The 21,298-nt window shown below is 41.5% G+C and carries 17 protein-coding genes and 1 pseudogene; 14 read left to right on the top strand and 4 right to left on the bottom strand.

Annotated features, from left to right (window positions below; translation table 11 throughout):
* Nucleotides 1–18: 18 nt before the first annotated feature.
* Together tssM and R7190_RS07855 are read right to left on the bottom strand one after the other, a co-directional pair.
* Nucleotides 19–3,408 (bottom strand): type VI secretion system membrane subunit TssM, encoded by a 3,390-nt coding sequence (gene tssM / locus R7190_RS07860; protein WP_186585414.1) that lies wholly within the window; start codon nucleotides 3,406–3,408, stop codon nucleotides 19–21.
* A gap of 27 nt (nucleotides 3,409–3,435) precedes the next feature.
* On the bottom strand, nucleotides 3,436–4,749 hold the full coding sequence (locus tag R7190_RS07855; protein ID WP_186585412.1) for a type VI secretion system ImpA family N-terminal domain-containing protein: 1,314 nt from the start codon (nucleotides 4,747–4,749) through the stop codon (nucleotides 3,436–3,438).
* A 503-nt stretch (nucleotides 4,750–5,252) separates the two neighbouring features.
* Between R7190_RS07855 and R7190_RS07850 the strand changes: the two genes are divergently transcribed.
* The 10 genes and pseudogenes from R7190_RS07850 (at nucleotide 5,253) to R7190_RS07805 (ending at nucleotide 15,558) form a co-directional block, all read left to right on the top strand.
* A complete protein-coding gene (locus R7190_RS07850; RefSeq protein WP_017633753.1) occupies nucleotides 5,253–5,852 on the top strand; it encodes a hypothetical protein in 600 nt (199 codons plus the stop codon).
* 9 nt (nucleotides 5,853–5,861) lie between these two features.
* Nucleotides 5,862–7,355, top strand: a complete 1,494-nt coding sequence (locus tag R7190_RS07845; RefSeq protein ID WP_047101282.1) for a type VI secretion system-associated FHA domain protein — start codon at nucleotides 5,862–5,864, stop codon at nucleotides 7,353–7,355.
* On the top strand, nucleotides 7,348–7,848 hold the full coding sequence (tssJ, locus tag R7190_RS07840; RefSeq protein WP_005386118.1) for a type VI secretion system lipoprotein TssJ: 501 nt from the start codon (nucleotides 7,348–7,350) through the stop codon (nucleotides 7,846–7,848). The genes R7190_RS07845 and tssJ overlap by 8 nt, the downstream gene beginning before the upstream one ends.
* An 11-nt stretch (nucleotides 7,849–7,859) precedes the next feature.
* The gene (gene tssK, locus R7190_RS07835) at nucleotides 7,860–9,185 is read left to right on the top strand and encodes a type VI secretion system baseplate subunit TssK (protein WP_005373357.1); all 1,326 of its coding nucleotides are present in this window, start codon (nucleotides 7,860–7,862) and stop codon (nucleotides 9,183–9,185) included.
* Nucleotides 9,182–9,973 (top strand): type IVB secretion system protein IcmH/DotU, encoded by a 792-nt coding sequence (gene icmH / locus R7190_RS07830; protein ID WP_025767903.1) that lies wholly within the window; start codon nucleotides 9,182–9,184, stop codon nucleotides 9,971–9,973. Before tssK ends, icmH begins: the two co-directional genes overlap by 4 nt.
* A 148-nt stretch (nucleotides 9,974–10,121) precedes the next feature.
* Nucleotides 10,122–10,689, top strand: a pseudogene (locus R7190_RS31350) (DUF4150 domain-containing protein); the annotation flags it as partial.
* 902 nt (nucleotides 10,690–11,591) lie between these two features.
* Complete coding sequence (locus R7190_RS07820; protein WP_104980542.1) at nucleotides 11,592–13,649, top strand: vgrG protein; 2,058 nt, start codon at nucleotides 11,592–11,594, stop codon at nucleotides 13,647–13,649.
* Nucleotides 13,649–14,050 carry a hypothetical protein gene (locus tag R7190_RS07815; RefSeq protein ID WP_104980543.1) on the top strand — a complete coding sequence of 134 codons (402 nt, stop codon included), beginning with the start codon at nucleotides 13,649–13,651 and terminating at the stop codon, nucleotides 14,048–14,050. The genes R7190_RS07820 and R7190_RS07815 overlap by 1 nt, the downstream gene beginning before the upstream one ends.
* A gap of 405 nt (nucleotides 14,051–14,455) precedes the next feature.
* Nucleotides 14,456–14,944 (top strand): hypothetical protein, encoded by a 489-nt coding sequence (locus tag R7190_RS07810; protein WP_258489478.1) that lies wholly within the window; start codon nucleotides 14,456–14,458, stop codon nucleotides 14,942–14,944.
* A gap of 203 nt (nucleotides 14,945–15,147) precedes the next feature.
* Nucleotides 15,148–15,558 (top strand): hypothetical protein, encoded by a 411-nt coding sequence (locus tag R7190_RS07805; RefSeq protein ID WP_104980545.1) that lies wholly within the window; start codon nucleotides 15,148–15,150, stop codon nucleotides 15,556–15,558.
* 114 nt (nucleotides 15,559–15,672) lie between these two features.
* Here R7190_RS07805 and R7190_RS07800 read toward each other — a convergent pair whose 3' ends face one another.
* The gene (locus R7190_RS07800; RefSeq protein ID WP_053307573.1) at nucleotides 15,673–16,809 is read right to left on the bottom strand and encodes a multidrug effflux MFS transporter; all 1,137 of its coding nucleotides are present in this window, start codon (nucleotides 16,807–16,809) and stop codon (nucleotides 15,673–15,675) included.
* Between the two features lie 99 nt (nucleotides 16,810–16,908).
* On the opposite strand from R7190_RS07800, the gene R7190_RS07795 reads away from it, so the two are divergent.
* Complete coding sequence (locus R7190_RS07795; RefSeq protein ID WP_186585408.1) at nucleotides 16,909–17,682, top strand: AraC family transcriptional regulator; 774 nt, start codon at nucleotides 16,909–16,911, stop codon at nucleotides 17,680–17,682.
* Between the two features lie 90 nt (nucleotides 17,683–17,772).
* Here the strand turns inward: R7190_RS07795 and R7190_RS07790 are convergent, their stop codons facing one another.
* Nucleotides 17,773–18,681 carry a LysR family transcriptional regulator gene (locus R7190_RS07790; RefSeq protein WP_005373334.1) on the bottom strand — a complete coding sequence of 303 codons (909 nt, stop codon included), beginning with the start codon at nucleotides 18,679–18,681 and terminating at the stop codon, nucleotides 17,773–17,775.
* A 135-nt stretch (nucleotides 18,682–18,816) separates the two neighbouring features.
* Between R7190_RS07790 and R7190_RS07785 the strand changes: the two genes are divergently transcribed.
* The 3 genes from R7190_RS07785 (at nucleotide 18,817) to R7190_RS07775 (ending at nucleotide 21,167) form a co-directional block, all read left to right on the top strand.
* Nucleotides 18,817–19,536, top strand: a complete 720-nt coding sequence (locus R7190_RS07785; RefSeq protein WP_186585406.1) for an SDR family oxidoreductase — start codon at nucleotides 18,817–18,819, stop codon at nucleotides 19,534–19,536.
* A gap of 394 nt (nucleotides 19,537–19,930) precedes the next feature.
* On the top strand, nucleotides 19,931–20,866 hold the full coding sequence (locus R7190_RS07780) for a universal stress protein (protein ID WP_054574676.1): 936 nt from the start codon (nucleotides 19,931–19,933) through the stop codon (nucleotides 20,864–20,866).
* Between the two features lie 109 nt (nucleotides 20,867–20,975).
* Nucleotides 20,976–21,167 carry a hypothetical protein gene (locus R7190_RS07775; protein ID WP_005373328.1) on the top strand — a complete coding sequence of 64 codons (192 nt, stop codon included), beginning with the start codon at nucleotides 20,976–20,978 and terminating at the stop codon, nucleotides 21,165–21,167.
* The last annotated feature ends 131 nt before the right edge of the window (nucleotides 21,168–21,298 follow it).

Raw genomic sequence — 21,298 nt, 5'->3', positions numbered from 1 at the left:
TTTGTTTTTATATTGTTATTAAATCGACTCAGGGAGCGTAAAGTTATACAGCTCAGCAAGAGTGAATGGGTTTTTCTGTGTCAACGGAGTGATGCGTAAGCTCAAGTCCCTCCCTGACACTTTTATGTCACTGACAAAGCTGCCGTTATGAGTGTTTGTCAAGGTCGAGTCACCTAGCAATCTGTATATCGCCCATTGACCACTCTTATTTAAAACGTGCTGTCTGCCTTCATCGGTTACATCCTGGAGTGTGATACTAATATTGAAGTCACCATTTTGCGGTGGCCATGCCATTTCACGAATGCGGCTTGGACCGTGGTAGTAACTTATATTGGTATCTGCAATTTTTAAGCTCGCTCTAATCGCACTAGAATCAAGATCGAGTACTCTTGCACTAAACGGAATATGAACGCGGTTAGTGCTTTTATTAATTAATGTGTCTCGAATAACGTTATAGTTACGCAGTTGCACTAACAGAGCCGGAGAGATTGGCATCGTCTCGCCATCCACCTGTTTTGGCGTCCACAAATTGGTATCGTAGAACGGTGCAAAATTTTTCTGAATAAATGTGTCTAACAAGCCACCTGAAGCAAACAGTAATTCAAAATCTTCAATTGAGATTTCCTCAGTCGCTGTTAGATCAAATGGGTATCGTCCTAGCCCTATCTCTTTAAACTTGGTGTAAATCTCGCTGTACCATTGGGTTTGAATGCCTTTAGCGGACTCTTTAATCATGACTGACCAGCTTTGTTGAACCACATCTAACAACCAGCTACGAACGGGTTCCGGTGATTTTTGGGCAATCTGTTTAAGTTTGATTAATGGGTCAGCTTCACTGCTGTTCATTCGATGCTGAGCTGCCGCTAGCGCCGCCATTTGCGGGTCAGGTGCATCAGCGATGTCTTTCATATAAGTGCGAACACGGCTTAACGCTGTTACGGTCTCATCCCAAGGAGTAGGGGAGTTTGGTGTTTCACTGACCTGAAGTTGGTTTAATAAGTGAAAAGCTTGTTCAACACGTTTCATCAACAAGTAATCAGGCTTAACTACTTCCTCTACTGCGTCTGATGCGGAGTCTGCCGCTGCCACGAGTTTCGGGTCTAGTTTTGAAATCAGAGCATTTTTTTCACCAACGGGTGAAAATTGTGTGTTGGCATAGACCTGCTTCAGTACGGTTGTCATTGGTGAAGAAGGGCCCGAGATTAAGTCTATCGCGTTCGTTAGATCGCCGACATTGTCATAGTTTTGGACTTTTAGTTCACTCAGCGCATTGCGCCAATTACTGATGTAGTCGTCAGTATATTTTTTACGTACTTCCTCTTTGAAGGCTTCTTGTTCTTCACTAGTAGGAATAACGTGTTGTGACAGACCTAAAACCCAGTTGTCACTGATGACTTGTTGTGACATTAGGTCCACGCGTGGTCGATAAAAAGTACTAAAACCAGTGGAGGTATAGATCTTATCTACGATCAAGCGTTCACTATCGATTGGTGTGTTGAATACATTGCTAAACTCAAAACCCACAGCTCGTTGCAGATCTAGGGTTCCTAAATCAATCGAATTTGCTTCGTTTAAAATGCCTGCATAAACGAGATCAACATTCGAATTTGCTAGCAGTGAGCGACGTGTTGCGCGAACAAGATCCATATTGATATCAATTGGATCAAACTGTGTGCGAAAGTAAGCGTCCAAATAGCGCATCGCCTGATTGACGACGTCACTTTGGTTGCTCAAATCGTTCATCATTTGGAGAGTTTGATGACGCAAAAAACGGATATCACGCTTTGTTGGATCGTTTAGCATTAGATACCCCTTCAATAGAGGTAAAGCGCGTGTAAAAGTGTTTTGATTTTGTGTCAGTTGTAGACGGTAACCTTTCTCAATGAGAGGTATCAACTGTTGAGCAACGTCCTTAAGTAATGCTTCGTAAGCGATGCGAGTGCTTTGATCCAAACGGCTAATGTTGAGTGGTAATATCTCTTCATCCAAAGCCTTAGAACCTTTAAGCCACGCCCCATAAGAAGGCTCTATTGCTTTCGTCGCCTTCGCTAAAAGCTCATTGAATCTTGCATCTTGCTCCACTTGCGATTTGTCATCGATACTCAAGAGTTGATTCATCACGTGTAAGTTACTGTCTAATGTCGTGAAAAAGAAGTAACTGCCCCCAGTAAGCAGGATAATAGAGCCGAGTATTGCCAAACGGCTTTGTCTCTGAATTAGACGAAGATACGTCTTGTTTTCGCCCGCAAAGTCGCTTTCCGGCAATATTTGTGAATCAATCAGAAAGCGAGAGAAATAAGGCGTTTCTGTTAACTGTGTATGCTCTGACGCGATAATAGGTAAGTTGAAGTAATTACTACAACTTTTTGCAAGCAAATTGTACTTGCGACCGCCTTGCAGACTCGAACTAAAGAAAATCTCACGGATGTCTAGTGAATAGACACCGTTGTTAACATCACATAGACGCTCAAGCACATAGCTGACTTCAGACTGACATAGCTCAAACTGCTTAGGGAAAGCGAGTATTGCTTGTTTCTCATCAATGTCCGTTGAATTAGCGGATGCATCTAGCGCATTACTTTCAAGCACTCTCACTAGATTTAGATAGCTATCGCGGTAGTACTCTGCAAATACACCCTTGGCTTCTTTTAGTGGGATAGAGAGGAACTCAACACGTGTCTTGAGAGAGCTAAAGTGCATGTATTCTTTAAAGCCATCTAACTTGTCTAGCTTTGACATAATCAAATAGATTGGCAATGCTGAAGACGTTTTAGAGTTGATGGTACTCAAGCGCGCCAGTAACGACGAAATGGTGTACTCTTTTTGTTCTGGCTCAGAGACGATCATGAACTCGAAATCGATGAAGAATAGACACCCAGAAAATGGCTTTCTAGGTCGATGATGAATAACTTCTTCAATGAACGTATTCCATAAAGAAGCATCACTGCTTGATACTTCCTGGAACACTAAGCGTTGGTCTGGTTTGATGTATACAGCGCTGTCAGATTCGTACCATTCAAAAAAGTCATTCTTAGCGGTTCTAGTGCGATCCATCGGTTTAATTGCACTAGAATTAAATAAAAATTGACGTCGCCCTGACCCTTTATTACCAAGCATCAGGTAAATTGGTTTCTTGCCTGAGTTAGCAAGAAGAGGCTGGATAACCATAGAAAGAGCTTCTTCCTCGGTTTCCAAATGTTGAGCTTTAGCGTTGTTCTTTTTCTTCAACCATAATGTGAATTGAAAAATGACGTAAACAATGGCGATAGCACCAAGGGTCAGCCAAAGATAAATTTGATCGATTTCGTCAAGAAAAAGCAGATAAATAGTGGTGATAATTGCAGCCACTAAAAACATCAATATGGTAGAAATCACCACTGGATTTCTAAACAGTTTTTGTTTGAACATAAGCCTAAAACTTCGTTAATTGTATTGTTATTTATTGTCAGTTTTTTCAGCTTGTAGCTGACTCAATTTATATAGGTAGATGTTCAGTAAAAGGGTTGCGCGGTCAATTTCCTTTTGCTGTGAATACTTTTCAGCGTATTCAATACGACCTAAAAGCGGGAATAACGAGTTACTGTATTCGTACGCCTTTTCAGAGTTCTTATCTACATTCTGTCTAGCTACGTTGGCAAACACCGTTCTTGCGTCTGAGAATCGCTTATAAACATCCATAAACTGGTCTTCTAAATGGGCGCTCTGTGTCAAAAAGTTCTGACGTAGTTGCTGTGCAGAAGACGAATCCGGATAGATTGCGATTAATTCATTGGTCAAGCTATCGAGCTCGCTGACGTTACTTACTTTTGCCGAGTCTAAAAACCAGTTATTCATCATAATATCGACACGATTAATGGCCTGCGTTTTCAATGACTGAGCATATTTTTTATTTTCGTAATCTAACGAGGCGACCAAATTTACAAGTTCATTAAGTGAAGCTTGATTAATTTTTTGTTCCAATGTTCGATAACGTTGTTGCTCGTACATGAAATGTGAACATATCGCAGTAACAATCAAACCAATAACGAAGTAGATCATAAATCGACCAGACTTTGCCGGTGATGCTTTCTCTTGGCTATTTAGGTTGGGTAATGACACCGGTGCCGGAGAGGGAGACACATTCACTTTAATTTCAGGTGCCTTCTGCGTTGCTGCAGGAGCGCTAGTGTTGGCTTGTTTTTTCTCGCGTAACTCAGCCGCAATCTGTTGTTCTTTTATCTGCTCAATCCATTGATTCAAAATACGGCGAATGCGACCTAATGACGGCGCTTCAATACCGTAATGAAGACGAAGCTCTTCCTCAATCCTCAAGCATAATTGATGTGCTGCCTCTATCAATGGAAGCTCTTCTGGTAACGCCCGATGCTTATTAATTCGTTTTTCAGTATGCTCTACCATCCATTCAATAGCGCTCATTCGTGCCTTTGACTTTGAATGCTCTGGATACGCGTTGAACCAATATACGACACACACATCAAGTATTGAGTTTAACCCTTCAACAAGGCCTCTTAAGCCGTCGTTATAGGTTGATGCAACGGTAAAGTAACAGCAACAACGTAGGTCTTTCGCTTGGGTACTCAAGATCTTTTTTGAGAGTGTTTGAACCGTTTTCCACGAGACTCTCCCTGTGACTTTATTCAGGTTGTTTATTTGACGTTTAATTTCGTCAAAATCCTCAGAACCATTAGGATTAGAGCCGCTTGGGTTATTTTCATCGATTGGTCTTCGAGCGAAGTCGGTAAAAAACATAAGGAAAGTTCCAACTGATCATATAGAAGTATTAAGTTATATAGGATTTCACTACTGTTATATTAAATTATAAGCAGTGCACATCTGCCGCAATTCTATAGACAAAATAAGCGGATTAGATAATAAAAATTCATTAAAAGAAATTAAATTACTTTTAGTGTGATCTTTGTTCATAATATTAATATCAATAGTTAAGTCTATTTATAAGAAGAAACTTATATATGAAGATGAGAACGTTGATTAAAAAGTAACTAAATTGTTATCGGAGATTACGTTTTGTTCAATTAGCAATCAAATTCTGTTACTTCTATTTAAATAGAAAGATTTACTGTCTCGTCACTTAATCTGTAGTCGGTTCTTTAGTTTTTGTTTGTAGGTAAAACAACCAACCTGATAGTTGAAATGTATTAAATTATAGGTGTTTTTTTAGGCTTATTGAAAAAGAGAATATAATTGATATCTTTCGCCTCTAAGTAGAATATCGGTTTTCCTAGAGGGACGAAATGCTAAAACCAAGTCAAATTGGGCTGATTTCAGCCATGTGTCTATTTTCTTCTGTTGCAATGGCAAAAGGGGAGCGATATGGACTCTCTACCAGTATGTTGACTATCGATAGCATTAAATACGATGAAGGTAAAAGTGGTGAGCAGGATACGCTTAGGTTCGGCTTGGTTCATACTCGTCCTATTGATGAAAACAATAACCGTTGGCGTTGGTGGTTAGGGCTAAACTATCTAGCAGAAGATATTGAAGCGCCAGCAAACGGCTTATATCAAGAAGCGACGAACTATGAACTTCGTGTTGTTCCTCAATATGCGTTGACTTCTTGGAGTGTTTTCACGCCATATGTTGGTGCGGGCTTGTCTGTCGGTTACTCGCAATATTCTAATCGTTGGCAAGTAGACCAAGAGGGCTATCGTTATGAGAGTGTTGAAGATATCGACCAGTTTGAGTTAGGTGCGGTTGTGACCCTTGGTACTGCTATAAAGTTAGGCAGTAATCCTGACGCCCATATACAAATTATCCCGCAGGCCTCTTATATCCTTCCGGTTGTAAATGATGGAATTGGTGGGCTTGAACTATCAGTTTCTTTGCTCTTTTGAGGTTCGTAAATGTACTCAAATCAGCTAGTTTTATTTATCTCAAAGTGTCCAGAGGAATACACCGGTGCAAAGCATATTGAAATGCCTGAAAGTGGTGGTTCGATAGGTCGTTCCCCAAGCTGTAGCGTGTCTTTAGCCGATCACAACCGCTTTATATCGGGCACTCATTGTTTGCTCAGCGTGTATGGAGATACCTACTATATAAGTGACGTATCAACTAATGGCACAATGGTAAATGGGAATAAAATACTAAAAAATCAACCCGTTGCGATAGTTGATGGCGACATCATTTCTTTAGGGCAATATGAGATTGGTGTTTCTCTTGAGCACGTTACCTCAACACTAGACATCGCCGCTGATATTGCTCCTGAGCGAGTATCTAGCGATCCTCTGGTTAGTCTAGGAGATGCGGTTGTCGAAGAGGAAGAAAAAGTCGGTGCCTTAGAAGATTTGTTTATGGAGACTAAACAGGATGACATTGATTGTCATGATCCTGTTGCTCACCTTAACTTTTCGATGCAGCGAGATGACGATTACTTAATTCGTGATAATGAGCGTACAGAATCTGAACAACCTAGAACCGTGGAAAGCACGCGTCAGGTGGTCGATGACAGTTTCAGTATATATTCCGAATTCGATCAGCCAAGCCTAATCCCTGAAGACTGGATGGCTGCGGAAACCAAGAGTAACGCATCAGTCAATGATGCATTAGCGCCAGAAAGCGGTAAGGCACATAGAGCCGATATTGCCTCAGCTGAGGTGATGCAACCTGGCACGGTAGCCCCAGATAGCACTATTCAAAGACAACATCGTACGCCTAATGTTACTGAGATGGTCGTAGAGCAGGCTAACACAGGGTCAAAATGGGAAGAGATGACCCAATCTTTTACGCCTTCTCCTAACACTAATCAGCAACTTCAAATACCTACGGCAGAGCACGCGATAAACAGTACGACGAAAGCACAAGTCGATACTGATGCGGCCGTTTGCTCTCAAGATATAGCGCAAGCGTTTTTTGATGGTTTGGGTATTCGAAATCCAGAGTTGATGACAAACGAGGCGCAGTTATTCAAGCAAATGGGCACTTGCTTGCGTTTATGTATTGATAACCTACAGAAAGAGTTGCACGAAGTGGAATCGTTAAAGGATGAGCAGAGTGCGAGTGAGGCTAACTCGAACATTGCAGAGCTAATGCTCACTTTGAATAGTCAGCAATTACTGGCTCCAAATGAACTGGTTGAACAAATGCTCGATGAGCTGAACGACCACCAAGTTATGTTTAACAAAGCACTGAATGAGCTCGTTTTAGAACAGTCTGAAACGAACGATCCCGTAGCATTTGCTAACAGGGTCGCTAGCCAGTCTTTGTTCTCAACTAAGTCAAAGCTGTGGGCCGAATACCTAGATTTCTACACTAATAATCGTCGCCTGCTTAATGAAACATCCTTAAAAGGGCTGATTAAGAAAAACTATAACAAAGTGATTAAGGGAAACCATGCGTAGTATCGCCGTATTACTCGGATTTGCCATGTTGTCCGGTTGTTCCATGTGGGATCAATTTAAAGAGTCCACAGGTATCACACCAGAAACTTCGTCGATTGAATTGGTTATTGAGGCATCACCTGTACTCAATGTGAGAAATGGGGGCCAGTCATCTCCAGTTATTCTCCGTCTTCACGAATTAAGTTCGCCAGTATTGTTCCGAAGCTTAGATTTCTTTGCCTTGTTTGAGAGCGATAAAGCGTCGTTGGGTGATGAGTACATCAAACGTTACGAATATCAAATACAGCCAGGTGGAAAAGTTCATGAAATGCTAACGCTAGACCCTGACACTCGTGCCGTCGGTTTTTCAGTGGCTTTTCGTGATATTGATGGTTCGTCATGGCGAAAAGTGGAAGTTATTGAAGAGAAGAGCGAGTACTACATCAAGCTCAAGTTAGAGGGCAGTGAGTTAATTTCTGATAACACTCGCGGCATTGAACAGGTTTACTTTTAAGGGATAGAAACATGTCTTTATACAATCCAGTTGTTTGGCAAGATGGAATGTTCATGAAGCCGCAGCATTTTCAACAACTCGATCGTTCGCAAAGTAAACTATCGAGCCTACTGAGTGCCAATGCATCGCCTTTGCATTGGGGAATTAAACGTTTAGAAATCAACTCTCAGTTACTAGCACTGGGTAAAATCGGTATTACTCGTGCTGAAGGTATTTTACAAGACCGGACACCATTTGAGCTTCCGTTGCTTGCCGAGCTGCCTGAAGTGAAAGATGTAGATCCTTCTATTGCCGATAAAGTCGTTTATTTGTGCTGTCCGTTACCATCGGAACGTTCTGAGTTGTTTGGTACCAAAAAAGACGGTGCGCGCTATACGATGGAATCTCAAGAAGCGGTTGACGCTTGTTATGATTCGGAAGACATGGCAAATATCGTCGTCGGTAAGCTTAACTTTTGCTTAATGTACGATCATGAAGATAAGAGTGCTTACACGTCTATTCCGATCTTAAAGATCTCAGAAGTGAAGCCTGATGGCAGCGTGATCTTAGATGATAGTTTCATTCCTACCTGTATCGATATTCATGCGTCGACAGTACTGAGTAAATTTGCGACCGAGTTTGCTTCTATGTTGAAGCATCGCGCGGAATCGATAGTTCAGCGATTAGGGGTGGTGGATCAACAAGGTGTATCATCGGTTTCTGACTTTATGCTATTGCAAGCGCTCAACCGATACGAACCCTTGTTTTGGCATTTCGCCAGCACAGAAGCTGTGCATCCTGAGTCTTTGTATCGAATTCTTCTTCAGGCAGAAGGTGAGCTTTCGACGCTGTGCTCAACGACACGCCGACCTATTGAGTTTACGAAGTACAATCATGGTGATCTTACTAGCTGTCTTTCTCGCGTCCTAGACAGTGCGAAAATGACATTGAGCGTGATGTCTGAGCAAAGAGCAATTCCACTGACCTTAAAAGATCAGAACTATGGCATCAGAACGGCAGCAATCCCTGACAATAAGATCATCGATACGACGACCTTTATCCTCGCAGTTAAAGCTGACGTGACCTTGGATGTCCTGCATACCCAGTTTGTCAGCCAAACGAAGATCGGTTCTATCGATAACATACGTGACTTGATTAACCTTCAACTGCCTGGGATTGAGATCAAACCAATGCCAGTAGTGCCACGTGCGCTGCCGTATCACGCTGGCTACACCTATTTCGAGCTCGATAAAACGGGCGAAGAGTGGATGGCATTGAAGAACACTGCTGCGATTGCGATTCACGTTGCGGGCGATTTCGCTAACTTATCATTGCAACTTTGGGCCGTTCGTCTATGAGTTACGCAGAAACCGACGTCACCGTAGTCTTATTCCAACCAGAGCCTGGCAAACCAATGGAGGTAATGCCAGCGCCTGACTTGTCGAGAAACATCGCAGTACAAGATCTATCTATCGATAACATGGGTATTAACCCGCTAGTGGACCAGTTCTCATGGTTGATCGCCAGTCTGTCTTGTATGTCTTCGATCCCTTGGCTTGATGACCCGATGCCATTTCGTGAACAAGTGGCACGTGAGATTCGAAAAGGCGAACGAAAACTTAATGAAATGGAGCTCGATCGTGCTTCGGTTCTTGTAATTCGTTACTGCTTGTGTGCGGCGATTGATGAATCTGTTTGTCGGCAAGAATGGGGGGCAAATAGTCACTGGAGCCAGAACAGCTTACTGTCTGAATTCCATAATGAAACGTCTGGTGGTGATAAGTTCTTCGTTATTCTCGACCGCTTAAAAGCCGACCCTCGCAAATACCGTCACGTTATAGAGTTTCTCTATTTATTGCTTCAACTTGGTTTCCAAGGCAAGTACGGCCGTGAAGAGCGTGGTAACGAAAAGTTAGCGGAAATTGGCAGCACCATTTATCGATTAGTGCGAGATGACCGCCTAGCAGAACAAGAAAAAGTTTCTTTAATCAACCTTAAAGCTAAATACCTAAAGAAGCCGTTAAAAAGGGTAATTTCACCCAAGCTGATCTTGAGTCTTAGTGCGATGACGTTTGCGCTTATGTATGCGGCAACCTACATCGTCATAGACTTAAAATTTCAGCAACTGCTTGAAGTGTATAGATAACCAGAAATCTAAAAATGAGATCTTCTGCCAGTTTTAGGGCTTATTGTGAATATCACTGGTCTTTTAGTGAAATTCACTAGTCATTTAGAGAGATTGCAATGTGCGATCTCTTTTATCATTCAATCAATAAAATTCAAATGGATTGGTTATGGGCGTAACAGTTGGTGCGAATGGACTTTCGATAGTTCATAAAGGCTCAGGTGGTGAAGCGAATGCAACGCTCCCAGATGTTTGTTTAACTAAGGTCGGCAAGCCAGTCGTTCCTATCCCTTATGGCAACAATGCTAAATCAGCAGACCTTGCTGGTGGGACTACGACAGTCTCTATGGATGGCGGTAACAGTGTCGCTATCAAGGGCAGTACGTTCTCAAAAAGTACCGGCGATGCGGGCGGTGACAGAAAAGGCGTTTCCTCAGGCACGATAGAAGCCGAAGCAAAATTCATTTCAGCTTCACCAACAGTTAAGTTTGAAGGTAAGGGCGTATGTCGCCTGTCCGATCAAATGACCATGAACAAAGCTAACACTATGTGTTTGGGTGGCGCACAAAACCCATCGGTTTCTGTGACGGAAGAGCAGGAAGGGACGTATACGCTGGATATAGAATGCAAATATCCAAATGGGCTCCCTTACTCTAATGCACAATTTTCTTTAGTCGAACCTTCAGGTGCTGTCATTGGGAGTGGAGTGCTGGATTCTAGCGGAAAAGCAACTGTTAATGGTCTCGCTCTAAAAGAATGCAAGTTAGTGCTCAGCGAAACTCAAGACTCTTATACGCCGAACCAATCTTTAGCTGAAAATATTGTGACGGAAACTTACCCTGATCCGAATGATTTTTGTACGTTTGTCGCAGGTCGCCGCTCGCCATTTTGGGAAGATCGTGTTGGGGTTGCTAATGACTGGGGGATATTGATGTCCCCATCCTTCAGTGATGATGACTTTAAAGATATTGTGTTAGAGCAAAGCCGTATATCGTCTCCTTATGCGATTAGTCAAAATCACTCTAAAGATTTTTCTGATGCTTATGTTTCGGCACTTTATCACATCCAAACTGATACTACTGCGCTAGAGAAATATGAACCTTTAGTTGAACTGCTCTTGGAGCAAGTGCACGAAAATGGCGATATATTGAGAGTCTTATATCAGGCTGATGTGTTTGAGCCTCCCTATGAATTATTAGCGAAGCTTCGCTTTTTAGGGACTGGAAATACTGTGAAGTATTTGCAGTTTGTTTTATGGACGTTGATAAACAATCAAATCTGTTCATACATCGATGAGCTAAACAGTGAAATCATCGGTCGTTTAGATTTCATACAAAGCCAAGCTTCTGCAAGATCGTTGAGTTCTGTTGAAGAGGGTATAAACGGTTATAAAAAAGCACTTAACCACTTCAAACAAGCACTTCCTGACGTCATTAGCCAAATTTTCGAAACCAAAAATGACACCCTAATTTCTATATCGGCAATGGCCCTTGGGAGTACCGTTAACATAGCGAGCCAATCTAGCTTTGCTACTAATTTAGGTAGGGTTAATGCGGTGGTGTACACGAAGTCAAACAACTTGAACCGCCCATCATTTGTCACTTTTGACGATAACTTTTCTGACTAGGACATTTAAATCATGGATGCAGTTTTTCCGATAGCGCAACGAGAAGGTGACGCTTACTACACGCTCAGTGATTTTACGAAATTGTTTGATCAAGCTAAGAGCGGTCGTTATTTAATAGGACAAGGGTACGGTTGGCATAGTGGCATTCACTTAACATCAAAAATGTTACCGTGGGGGAAAGGGCTCAGACCTATTCAAGCGATGCTTGATGGAAAAATAGTGGCATTTCGCATAAATCCTGATTACCTAACATCAACGTACCAAGAGCAAGAGTTTAAGTATAGTAATAACTTTGTGCTTATCGAGCATGAGGCTGTAAACCCCGAAGATAATGAAGATGTATTTAAGTTCTATACACTTTATATGCACCTTGCGCCACCTTCAGATATTGGCGCCAATTCATCTATAACCACGCGTTACCGTTTACAAGAAGCGAGAAATGTACGCACTTTCAAACATAGTGATGTGCCTACTAATTCTGGTGAAAAAAAACAGTCGATGTCTAAAGGAACATTACTTGAATACCTGTATGCAGAAGAGAAGGAGACCCATCCATACCAGATCGACAAAAATACCTACAAAATGATAAAGTGCCGTGTGGTAGAGAATGGTAAATCGGCAAGTGGTAGCGAAAAAGCACTGTTAAACAAGATTGTTTGGTTTGCTTCGGGTCTCAATAGTGACTTTGACATTTTAGAAGATTCCTCTGCTGTCCTATCAGAACCAGTTTCAGAACCTAAATGGATGTCGGACAAGGCGGCAATGATTAGGGACGGTAGTGTGGTTTCTTTACTCCCACTCCTATTTAGAGAGGGGATAAAGGTTTCAGCTGGGGAAGATATCGGTTACATGGGACTGCATGAGTACAGTAACGATGCAATTGGAACTAAGAAAGAAGATAATCGTGTGCATATCGAGATGTTCTCTTTTGAGGAGCCGCCCGAATTTTTAAAAAAACAGATTTCTCCCAAAAATGCGGAAGAAAATCCACTTGTTGTTCTCGATGGGGCCGATAGTAGCGGTGCCGTTGATATGAGTAATTCGTTTATTCAGCAATTACTTGAATCTGTGACAGAAGATCAAGTAACGGACTTCTCCTCGTTCACTGCTCGCGATGCCAAAGTATACTTAGACGGTAAGCGTAAACACTTTGAGCGATTTATTGTGAAACATCCTACAGATTGGCATACAGAGTCGTCACAAAGTCTTTATGAATCAATCCATCAGACCGCAAAGGAAGCTCTAGATATTAAGTGCTCCGCTGGTTTTGTGACTATAGAGGACTACCGTAACTCCCCATGGCGCGATCAAGTGATGGATAGCTTTGATCTTTTCTCGCAATTCGAACTGGAAAGAGCAGATAAGTTCTCATGGATGCAAGATTTACAAGGTGATTTGCAACTAAGCGGTGATAAGAGTCTTTGGCATTATTGGCCGTTCTCCTTATTCAATCTGTCTCCAAAACTCGTCGTGCAACTGGGTAAAACATCTGAAATTTATGAATCAGGTGGAAGAGGCCCGGGGGTTATTTCGTCAGGTAGAGGGGATCATGGTGGTAAATCATATGGTGTTTACCAGTTGTCGTCTAATCTTAAAGTTGTGCATCGTTTTGTAAAAAATTCTAAATATAGAGACCATTTTTGTGAGTTGACCGTAGGTAGTGATGCGTTTGATGAAACTTGGAAGCGTATAGCAAATAGTGATGCGGTTGGCTTTAGAAATGCACAGCACAAGTTTATAAAAGAAACACATTTTGACCCACTTTATAATAAGCTTATCTCAGAAGGTATTATCAAAAATACTAACGAAGCTGCAATACTTGACATGATATGGTCAACTAGCGTCCAGTTTGGTGCAAGAACATCTTTAATATCAAGAGCTGTTGGTAAAAGTACTGAGCTTTCTAGCAGAGAGATTATCGAGCTTGTTCAAAACTATAAACATGATAAAACACACTTACTTTTTAAGAGCTCCCCTACATGGTGGGGTGGTTTAAGACAACGTGCTCTTAGTGAGAAGATTAAACTTTTGGCGCTTTTAGACCAAAATGCAATTATAGAGGAAAATTAATGAAATTACTTGGCTTACTAGTATTACTTTTTTCATTTTCATCGATAGCTAGCGATTATACTGATAGCTACAAGCAGTGTACGAATAACTCCACAGGCTCTATTGATAAGGCTTTTAGTTGTATTGACAAGGAAATTGAATTTAATCAGTCATTGATCAATAAGGTTTTTGACACTAATAAAACCAATTCAGATATTGGTAGAATTTTAAAGATTATTTCTAATAATGTAGAAAAAGAGTATAGAGTCGCTTCTGAGTCATGTGCAATTTATGCTGAAATTTATCAAGGTGGTCAAGCGGGACAACTATTACAACGCCAGTGTTATCTTGACCGAATTATTGACATTAGAAAGTTTGTACTTGATGCTGAAGAGTTGACTAGTTTTAATTATGATGAGTGAAATCTATTTCAAAGTCATAATTGAGATTAGATAGTATATGATAATTTTTCTACTAACTTTTTGTATAATATCAATGTTGACACTGCCAAATATATATTTAGTAATGTAAAAACTTTTTAAGAATGATGAAGATGTTTGTTTTAATGCTAAATTAGATAAATAGTTCGCTTCTTTTGTTGGTTTGAGAACTGAAATCATAGTGAGAGCTCTGAAAACTATATGAGTGGTAAGACGGCGAATATAGGAGCTGAACGAATAAGGGTGAATATTTAAGTTAACATGTAAGGGATGATAATTTAATGTTTGCATGTTTATAAAATCAGTGGAGTGCGTTAATTCATTATTATAATAGAATTAAAAGTTATTTTTATACGCATGCAAAAAATTAAGAGTTAAAATTTAAAGGTGATATCCTTGCTTGTTAATCATAATAAGTGTTTTGGATTTTTACGCTTCCCATTTTTTGTAAACTCAGGCTGCGAACAAGACCCTTTTGTATTTACATGTAATTTGGAAAATAAAGGCGGTGGCTTGAAAGCTTGTTTTAATCAAGCCGAGAATTCGATGTACTTCGTTGTTGACGAAAATGGGTTGAAAACAGTTTATGCCCAACGAAAAGGGAAGAGTTTAGATAACTATAAATGGATAGATATTTCTCTTGAAGAACCTGAATTCATTCCTTTGAAATTTGAAGTAAATGAAAACAAGAATGCGTACTTTTCATTGACTAGAGGTGGTGGACGGTTGAGTGTCGTTGCTAGCTTCGTTGACATGATTGAAGATGAAAATGCTGTTGAGTACTACAGTGAATTGGGAACTGAAACAGCTCTGGATCCCAACGTTAGATTAAAAATAAAACACGTAAAGCCTAATGAGTTTGAAGCTTGGGATTAAATAGCAATAGATTCCAGTGAGAGCTTAAATAAAATTCATTGTAATAAAGAGTTAGCTTTTCTATAAAATTTACTCGAGATGTTTGGATAAGAAATGTTCAGATAAAAAGCGCCGAAAGGCGCTTTTTATTTTCTTTAAAATAAAGTATGGTCTCCCTCCTTTTAAAATGGTAAGTGTTGAATAATTATACAGTGGTTAGGTAAATGAATAAAATAACTAAACTCGCTTTGGCTTTGTCCGTATTGACATCTATTGTTGGGTGTCAACTGGTGTCAAATACGCCGATGCAATCGACAGCAACGAAGGAAATAATTGAAAAAGCAAAGGCAGAGTTTGATGGACAACGTTTTTATAAGTTGAATGAATATGATGAAGAAATCAACGTTTCAGATGACGGGGTCATTACCTTCAAGTCTTACTTACCACGCAGCGGCGGCTATGAATGGGTACCAATTGTGATACGCGATACTAGTTTTCGTGTTTCTTGCGATTATTTCAGTGAATATGTTGAAGCTGGAATGGTTGTTCAGGTTCAGTTTGTAGGTAAACGCGGGCGCATTGAAAATTACGACAAGCAACGTTGTGAAGAGTACGGTGAGCCAACATGGCAATAAGATCTATGGATAATTAAAGCGCCGACAGGCGCTTTTTATTTACGTTTTAGTTAACCGTTAGAAAAGATGTAGACCAATCTTCGGAAGATTAGGCAAGCAATGCGTAGTATCTGGTCACAAGTTGGTATGAACTTGCCTTTTAGAAAACGCTAATAAAATCGCTAAACAGCTACATGCTAATAGAACGACACCTAAGTTTTGTGCTGTTCCAGCCATCGCTAATCCCGTCCCGATCATGATGTAGTACATGAGCCCAAATAAAGCGCCTGCGCTACCTACCTGTTGTTTATAATCAACAAGTGCGTCACTGAGTATATTGGGTATCGCAATCCCATAAGACATGACGACTAACACCATTGGAGCAACAAACCAGATTGATTGGCTCAGAATCAACACACCGACTGATCCCAAACTAAGCAATACTGCTGAGAGCCAAAGTAGTTGGCTTTTTCGAACATTTTTAGACACTAGGGATTTGTTTAAATAACTCCCAAGCAGAGTGCCTAACCCCAGTACCATGCCACTGTATCCAAATTGTTCGGAGTTATACCCAAGTGCTGAGAAAGTAAATGCGCCAAGCTGGTAATAAGAAAATAGAGCAATGTTATACAAAGCAACCAATAATCCTGAGCGCCAAATTCGCGCGTCTCTTACCATTTCCCAGCTAAGTTGATGCAACCGTACTGGTGTCTGTTCCTTCTGTGTTTCAGGAAGCTTAATAACGTTATAAGCGAGCAATACTAACGCGATTAAAAACAAGGCAAAAAACACATAACGGTATCCACCAAGCGCTGTAAGCTGCCCGCCTAATAGCATGCCAACTACCGGGCTGATTGATATACCCATCCCCATTAAGCTAAAGACTTTACTCAGTTCTTGACCGTCAAACGCGTCACGAAGCATGGTCTGTGTGACAACGGATCCTACCGCGATACCAAATGCGCTTAGGGCTCGCGCGGCCATGACAACAGCAAAGCTTTCGGTTTGAGTTGCGAGTAAAGATGCGCAACCATAGATAAAGAGCCCAATAAGCATGGTGGGCCTTCTTCCCAGTTTATCTGCGAGAACTCCCCAAACTACAACGCCAATGGCAAAAGCTAGGAAGTAGATCGACAATGTTTGGGCTGCTTGTGCGTGGTTTACATCAAATGATAGAGCGATTGAGCTCAACGCTGGGCTATAGATGGTTTCTACAATTTGCGGAAACATCAACATAACCAGCATGAGCCATAAAGAGGGCTTAGTATTCATATTGTTACCCATCGTTAATGAAGTTGGCGGGCAGTATAAATGAGGCTATGATTGATCTAATAACAACATAAAAACCAAATACATCAATATTCGGACAAAATGGCGCTTATTAACGAAAAAACACAATTTGATGCAGACAAGATTACTAATTATGTAGTGGGAATTGCTGCGGATATTGGCAAGCACGACTCAGGTATGCATATGCACAAGAAAGGGCAGTTATTGTACGCACCTCAAGGTTGTATGAGTTTTGCTCTGGAAGACTCGATTTGTATTTTGCCACCGACAAAGGCGGTTTGGATCCCACCTAATACGCCGCATCGTGCACTAATGACGAATGTGGTGGCGTATCGATCTTTGTATTTTGATTGTGAGGAGTTTGCCTGTCCGAGTAAGATCACGATGATAGAAGTGAATAATTTACTCCAAGCTCTTATTGATAAAATGTCATTTTGGGAGTGGGATAAGCCTAGCAGCGAGATGGTAAATACGACGGCGCTTTTTTGGGAGGAGTTTTATGCTGCGAAACGTTATTCGTTTCAGTTGCCTTTGCCATCGCATCGGCGCTTAACAACGTTTCGTCGAGAGTTGGTTGAACCTTCATTTCTAGCTCCTTCGCTTACTACTCTTGCAAGCAAAGTTGGGGCAAGCACCAAGACGGTAACACGATTATTTAAGTCGGAAACGGGTATGAATTATCAAGATTGGCGGCAACAGTGGAGGCTTTTAAAAGCCGTTGAATTGTTATCAACGGGCATGCCAGTCAGCGCAGTTGCCGATTGGCTGGAGTTTTCGTCAGACAGTGCTTTTATTGCATTTTTCAAAAAGCAAACTGGACAAACACCTCTGACGTTTATGAAAACCAAGCCTTAAGCGTCAAAATGCTCACACTCTTTCTAGAACAACCCCCAGGTTCACAGGCTCAGCCTATAAAGCATACATAGACAGGTACCAACGTGCAGGTTACTTGTCTTTACTCTGCAGTTTGCGAAAGTATTGCGTGGTAAAATCAACAAAGGCTCGGATGCGTTTTGGTTGATGTCGGTCGTGATGATAAAGGAGTGAAAATTCCACACTCGGAATGCTCCAATTGGTAAACACTTCTTTTAGCTTGCCTGTCTGGAGTTCTTGTTGGCAATAAAGTGCTGGCACACGGATGATGCCATTTCCCGCCAAGGCTGCCTTTATCATTACTCTGCCACTCTTACATCGTAACTGTCCACGTATCTGGTGTTCCGTTGACTGCTTTGTATTCGTGTTCTCAAATGCCCACCGTGTCACACTACCTGTCAAACAAACGTGTTTTTCTAAGTCCTTTGGATGCGAAGGATAGCCATATGTTTCTAAATAGTTTGGGCTTGCGTATGTCCCCATTTCCACATCGATCAGTTTGCGAGCGATAAAGTTGGAGTCGTCTAACTTTCCCATTCGAAAAGCGATATCGAATTCATCCGCGATTAAATCGACACGATGGCTACTAAAATCTAAGTTAATGCTCACTTGTGGGTGTTGGATTAGAAACTGAGCAACGATATCTGCGACAACGTCTTCTCCTAAATAGCCCCCCACACAGTTGATACGAATGTCACCTCTTAAGTCTTCTACATCATCAACCACTGCCATAACAGCTTGATCAATATTGTGAAGGGCAGTTTCACACTGTTTATACAGAACCTTGCCTGCTTCGGTGAGGTTCAGTGTTCGAGTGGTCCTTTGTAGCAAAGTGACACCAATCTGTTGCTCCAGATTTGTTATTTGACGTGAAACGTGTGAGCGAGAAACGCCAAGTTGCTCTGCTGCTTTCGTGAAGTTTCCTAGTTGAGCGATTAGGACGAAGGAGCGAATATCCGCAAGGTTGATGTGTGTTTGCATGATGACTTCTTCATAATTCAAAAAAGTATTGTTGCAGTATAACAACAGTGTTTCAACTAGGTCGGTATATATCAACAAACAAAGTTTTCTTAAACTTACCGCCACTGATGTAAACCGTTCGATTAAGGATTCAAAATGAAAAAGTTAATTGTTATTACAGGCGCTAGTTCAGGCATTGGTGAAGCGATTGCACGTCACTTCAGTGAGCAGGGCCATGCTCTTCTTTTGTTAGCAAGACGTGTAGAACGTTTGGAAGCATTAAACTTACCAAATACGCTTTGTGAAAAGGTAGATGTGACCGACAAAGCTTCTTTTGAGGCTGCAATTGAGAAAGCTGAAGCGTTGTATGGTCCGGTAGATGCACTTGTAAATAACGCAGGAGTTATGCTTCTCGGTCAGATAGATACTCAGGAACCATCGGAGTGGAAGCGCATGTTTGATGTGAACGTAATTGGCTTACTCAATGGCATGCAGTCCGTCCTAGCACCGATGAAAGCACGTAACAGTGGTACGATCATTAACATCAGCTCTATTGCGGGCAAGAAAACATTCCCTGATCATGCCGCTTACTGCGGTACCAAATTTGCGGTTCATGCGGTTTCTGAAAACGTACGTGAAGAAGTTGCATCATCGAATGTTCGCGTTACGACGATTGCACCTGGTGCAGTGGAAACGGAATTACTTTCACATACAACGTCTCAAGATATTAAAGATGGCTATGACGCTTGGAAGGTGGATATGGGCGGCGTGTTGGCAGCAGACGACATTGCACGAGCAGTGCTGTTTGCTTATCAGCAACCGCAAGGTGTATGTGTTCGTGAAATTGCTTTGGCACCGACAAAACAACAACCTTAACATTGAGTTACGGCGATTTTAGGTCACTAAAGCCGTAAAACTTTGCATATCGATTCGTGATTGAGATGGCATCTTTAAACTAAGTTGCGTGAAAATTTAGGCCATCCATTTAAATCCGGACACTAAGTGTGTTATTGCTTATACCCAAGTTACTCAAGGTGAGAAAAAACTTTGAGTAATTTGGGTTTTTATTTGGTCTCAATTTTAGGTAGCGGAATTTATTTAGGTCAGAAGGCGGCAGTTGTGATGAAAGGAGAGTGTGACGTAAAACCAAGTGAAGCAATACCCGTCTCTTAATGAGAATTGATTTCATCAACGTCACAAGCCGTTACAATTATCCGTTAGGTATTATACTTTGTGGGTGGTTAATATTTAACCAAACAAGGAGGTGTGTATGAAACGATTCGCAAACATACTTTTTGCAACACAAGGATTGCCAGGCCATAGTGACGCCCTCGAACAAGCGATGAGGATTGCATCTAGCAACAAAGTGCCTGTCTCAGGGCTAATAGCGTGTCCTGATTTCCCAACAGACATGATCCAGTATCAGCAAAGTTATGAGCAATCGCTGCAAGACTCCCTCAAACAAAGTATTCACGAATACAGACAGAAGCTGGGACTCACTGAAGAGGATCTCGCATTTCCTCTTACTGTGAAAAGCAGTGAAAAGCCCGCTGTCTGTATTATTCAAGAAGCATTAGCTGATAACAAAGATCTCATCATCAAAGAAGCTGAACCGCTCGGTGAAGGTGCTGAGGGTTTCAAAGCTATTGATATGACTCTGTTACGAAAATGCCCTTGTCCGCTTTGGTTGCACCGACCAATTGATAAGCCAAGAGATAAGCGCCGTGTTGCTGTGGCTATCGACCCATTAACGGCAAGCGATGAACAGCACTCATTAGCCGTGCGTTTACTCGAATTATCGCGTTCGATAGCCGACACCTGCGATAGTCGTTTACACGTGATTTCTTGCTGGGAGTATTACTTAGAAAACTACCTTAATGGTAACGCTTGGATTCAAGTCGATGATGCTGAGTTGAAACATGAACTCGACAAAGCAAAAGCCGATCATAAACAAGCTCTGCAACAGCTGTTGGAGGAGTCTGGGATTACAGGTGAAATTGTGATTCACCACCTGCATGGAAAACCCGACGAAAAGATTCCAGATTACGTAGAAAGTATTGAGGTAGACGTGTTGGTCATGGGTACCTTAGCGAGGACTGGTATATCTGGTTATGTCATTGGTAATACGGCTGAAAATATTTTGCAATCGATTAACTGTAGTTTGGTCGCTCTTAAGCCCGATGGTTTTGTCTCACCGATTCAGTAATTGGGGTGTAACAAAGTTGGGTTTAAGTGATGTTTTAGGTAAAGGAGGGAGATGGATCTCTAGAACATGGAATTATCAATGTATCAATAAGTTATCAGAGGAGAGTGACATGAAAAACCTATGCCCGAAATGCCACACAGAAATGATAGAACGTTCGAATGTTTATGTTTGTCCGAGAAATGATATCGGTGACTGCACCTACGATGCATTCGAGTTAGCTGATGACGATAATCCATATACATTCAGCCAAGAACACGTAAGTAGTGACCTACGTTCTTATGCCGTAGCAGACAGCAAATAGCGGTTTGTATCGGCGTTCCTCTAAGTAGCACTCAGTGATTACTGTTTGCTACTTTTCCCTTGGTTTCATGATCGTTTTTGAAGCGCTTGGGCTAAAACAATACAGTGGAGTTTGTCATTTGCGCCGAATAG

The organism is Vibrio sp. 1078-1 (genome assembly GCF_033340475.1).
The sequence above is the reverse complement of the archived record's forward strand: the minus strand, read 5'-3'. Positions and strand labels throughout refer to the sequence as shown.

What these genes read in the sequence shown, in the direction of transcription:
- R7190_RS07800 (WP_053307573.1), bottom strand. Translation starts at nt 16,809, where the DNA reads ATGAATACTAAGCCCTCTTTATGGCTCATGCTGGTTATGTTGATGTTT.
- R7190_RS07795 (WP_186585408.1), top strand. Translation starts at nt 16,909, where the DNA reads ATGGCGCTTATTAACGAAAAAACACAATTTGATGCAGACAAGATTACT.
- R7190_RS07845 (WP_047101282.1), top strand. Translation starts at nt 5,862, where the DNA reads ATGTACTCAAATCAGCTAGTTTTATTTATCTCAAAGTGTCCAGAGGAA.
- tssJ (WP_005386118.1), top strand. Translation starts at nt 7,348, where the DNA reads ATGCGTAGTATCGCCGTATTACTCGGATTTGCCATGTTGTCCGGTTGT.
- R7190_RS07790 (WP_005373334.1), bottom strand. Translation starts at nt 18,681, where the DNA reads ATGCAAACACACATCAACCTTGCGGATATTCGCTCCTTCGTCCTAATC.
- R7190_RS07785 (WP_186585406.1), top strand. Translation starts at nt 18,817, where the DNA reads ATGAAAAAGTTAATTGTTATTACAGGCGCTAGTTCAGGCATTGGTGAA.
- R7190_RS07815 (WP_104980543.1), top strand. Translation starts at nt 13,649, where the DNA reads ATGAAATTACTTGGCTTACTAGTATTACTTTTTTCATTTTCATCGATA.
- R7190_RS07850 (WP_017633753.1), top strand. Translation starts at nt 5,253, where the DNA reads ATGCTAAAACCAAGTCAAATTGGGCTGATTTCAGCCATGTGTCTATTT.
- tssM (WP_186585414.1), bottom strand. Translation starts at nt 3,408, where the DNA reads ATGTTCAAACAAAAACTGTTTAGAAATCCAGTGGTGATTTCTACCATA.
- R7190_RS07805 (WP_104980545.1), top strand. Translation starts at nt 15,148, where the DNA reads ATGAATAAAATAACTAAACTCGCTTTGGCTTTGTCCGTATTGACATCT.
- icmH (WP_025767903.1), top strand. Translation starts at nt 9,182, where the DNA reads ATGAGTTACGCAGAAACCGACGTCACCGTAGTCTTATTCCAACCAGAG.
- R7190_RS07855 (WP_186585412.1), bottom strand. Translation starts at nt 4,749, where the DNA reads ATGTTTTTTACCGACTTCGCTCGAAGACCAATCGATGAAAATAACCCA.
- R7190_RS07780 (WP_054574676.1), top strand. Translation starts at nt 19,931, where the DNA reads ATGAAACGATTCGCAAACATACTTTTTGCAACACAAGGATTGCCAGGC.
- R7190_RS07820 (WP_104980542.1), top strand. Translation starts at nt 11,592, where the DNA reads ATGGATGCAGTTTTTCCGATAGCGCAACGAGAAGGTGACGCTTACTAC.
- tssK (WP_005373357.1), top strand. Translation starts at nt 7,860, where the DNA reads ATGTCTTTATACAATCCAGTTGTTTGGCAAGATGGAATGTTCATGAAG.
- R7190_RS07775 (WP_005373328.1), top strand. Translation starts at nt 20,976, where the DNA reads ATGAAAAACCTATGCCCGAAATGCCACACAGAAATGATAGAACGTTCG.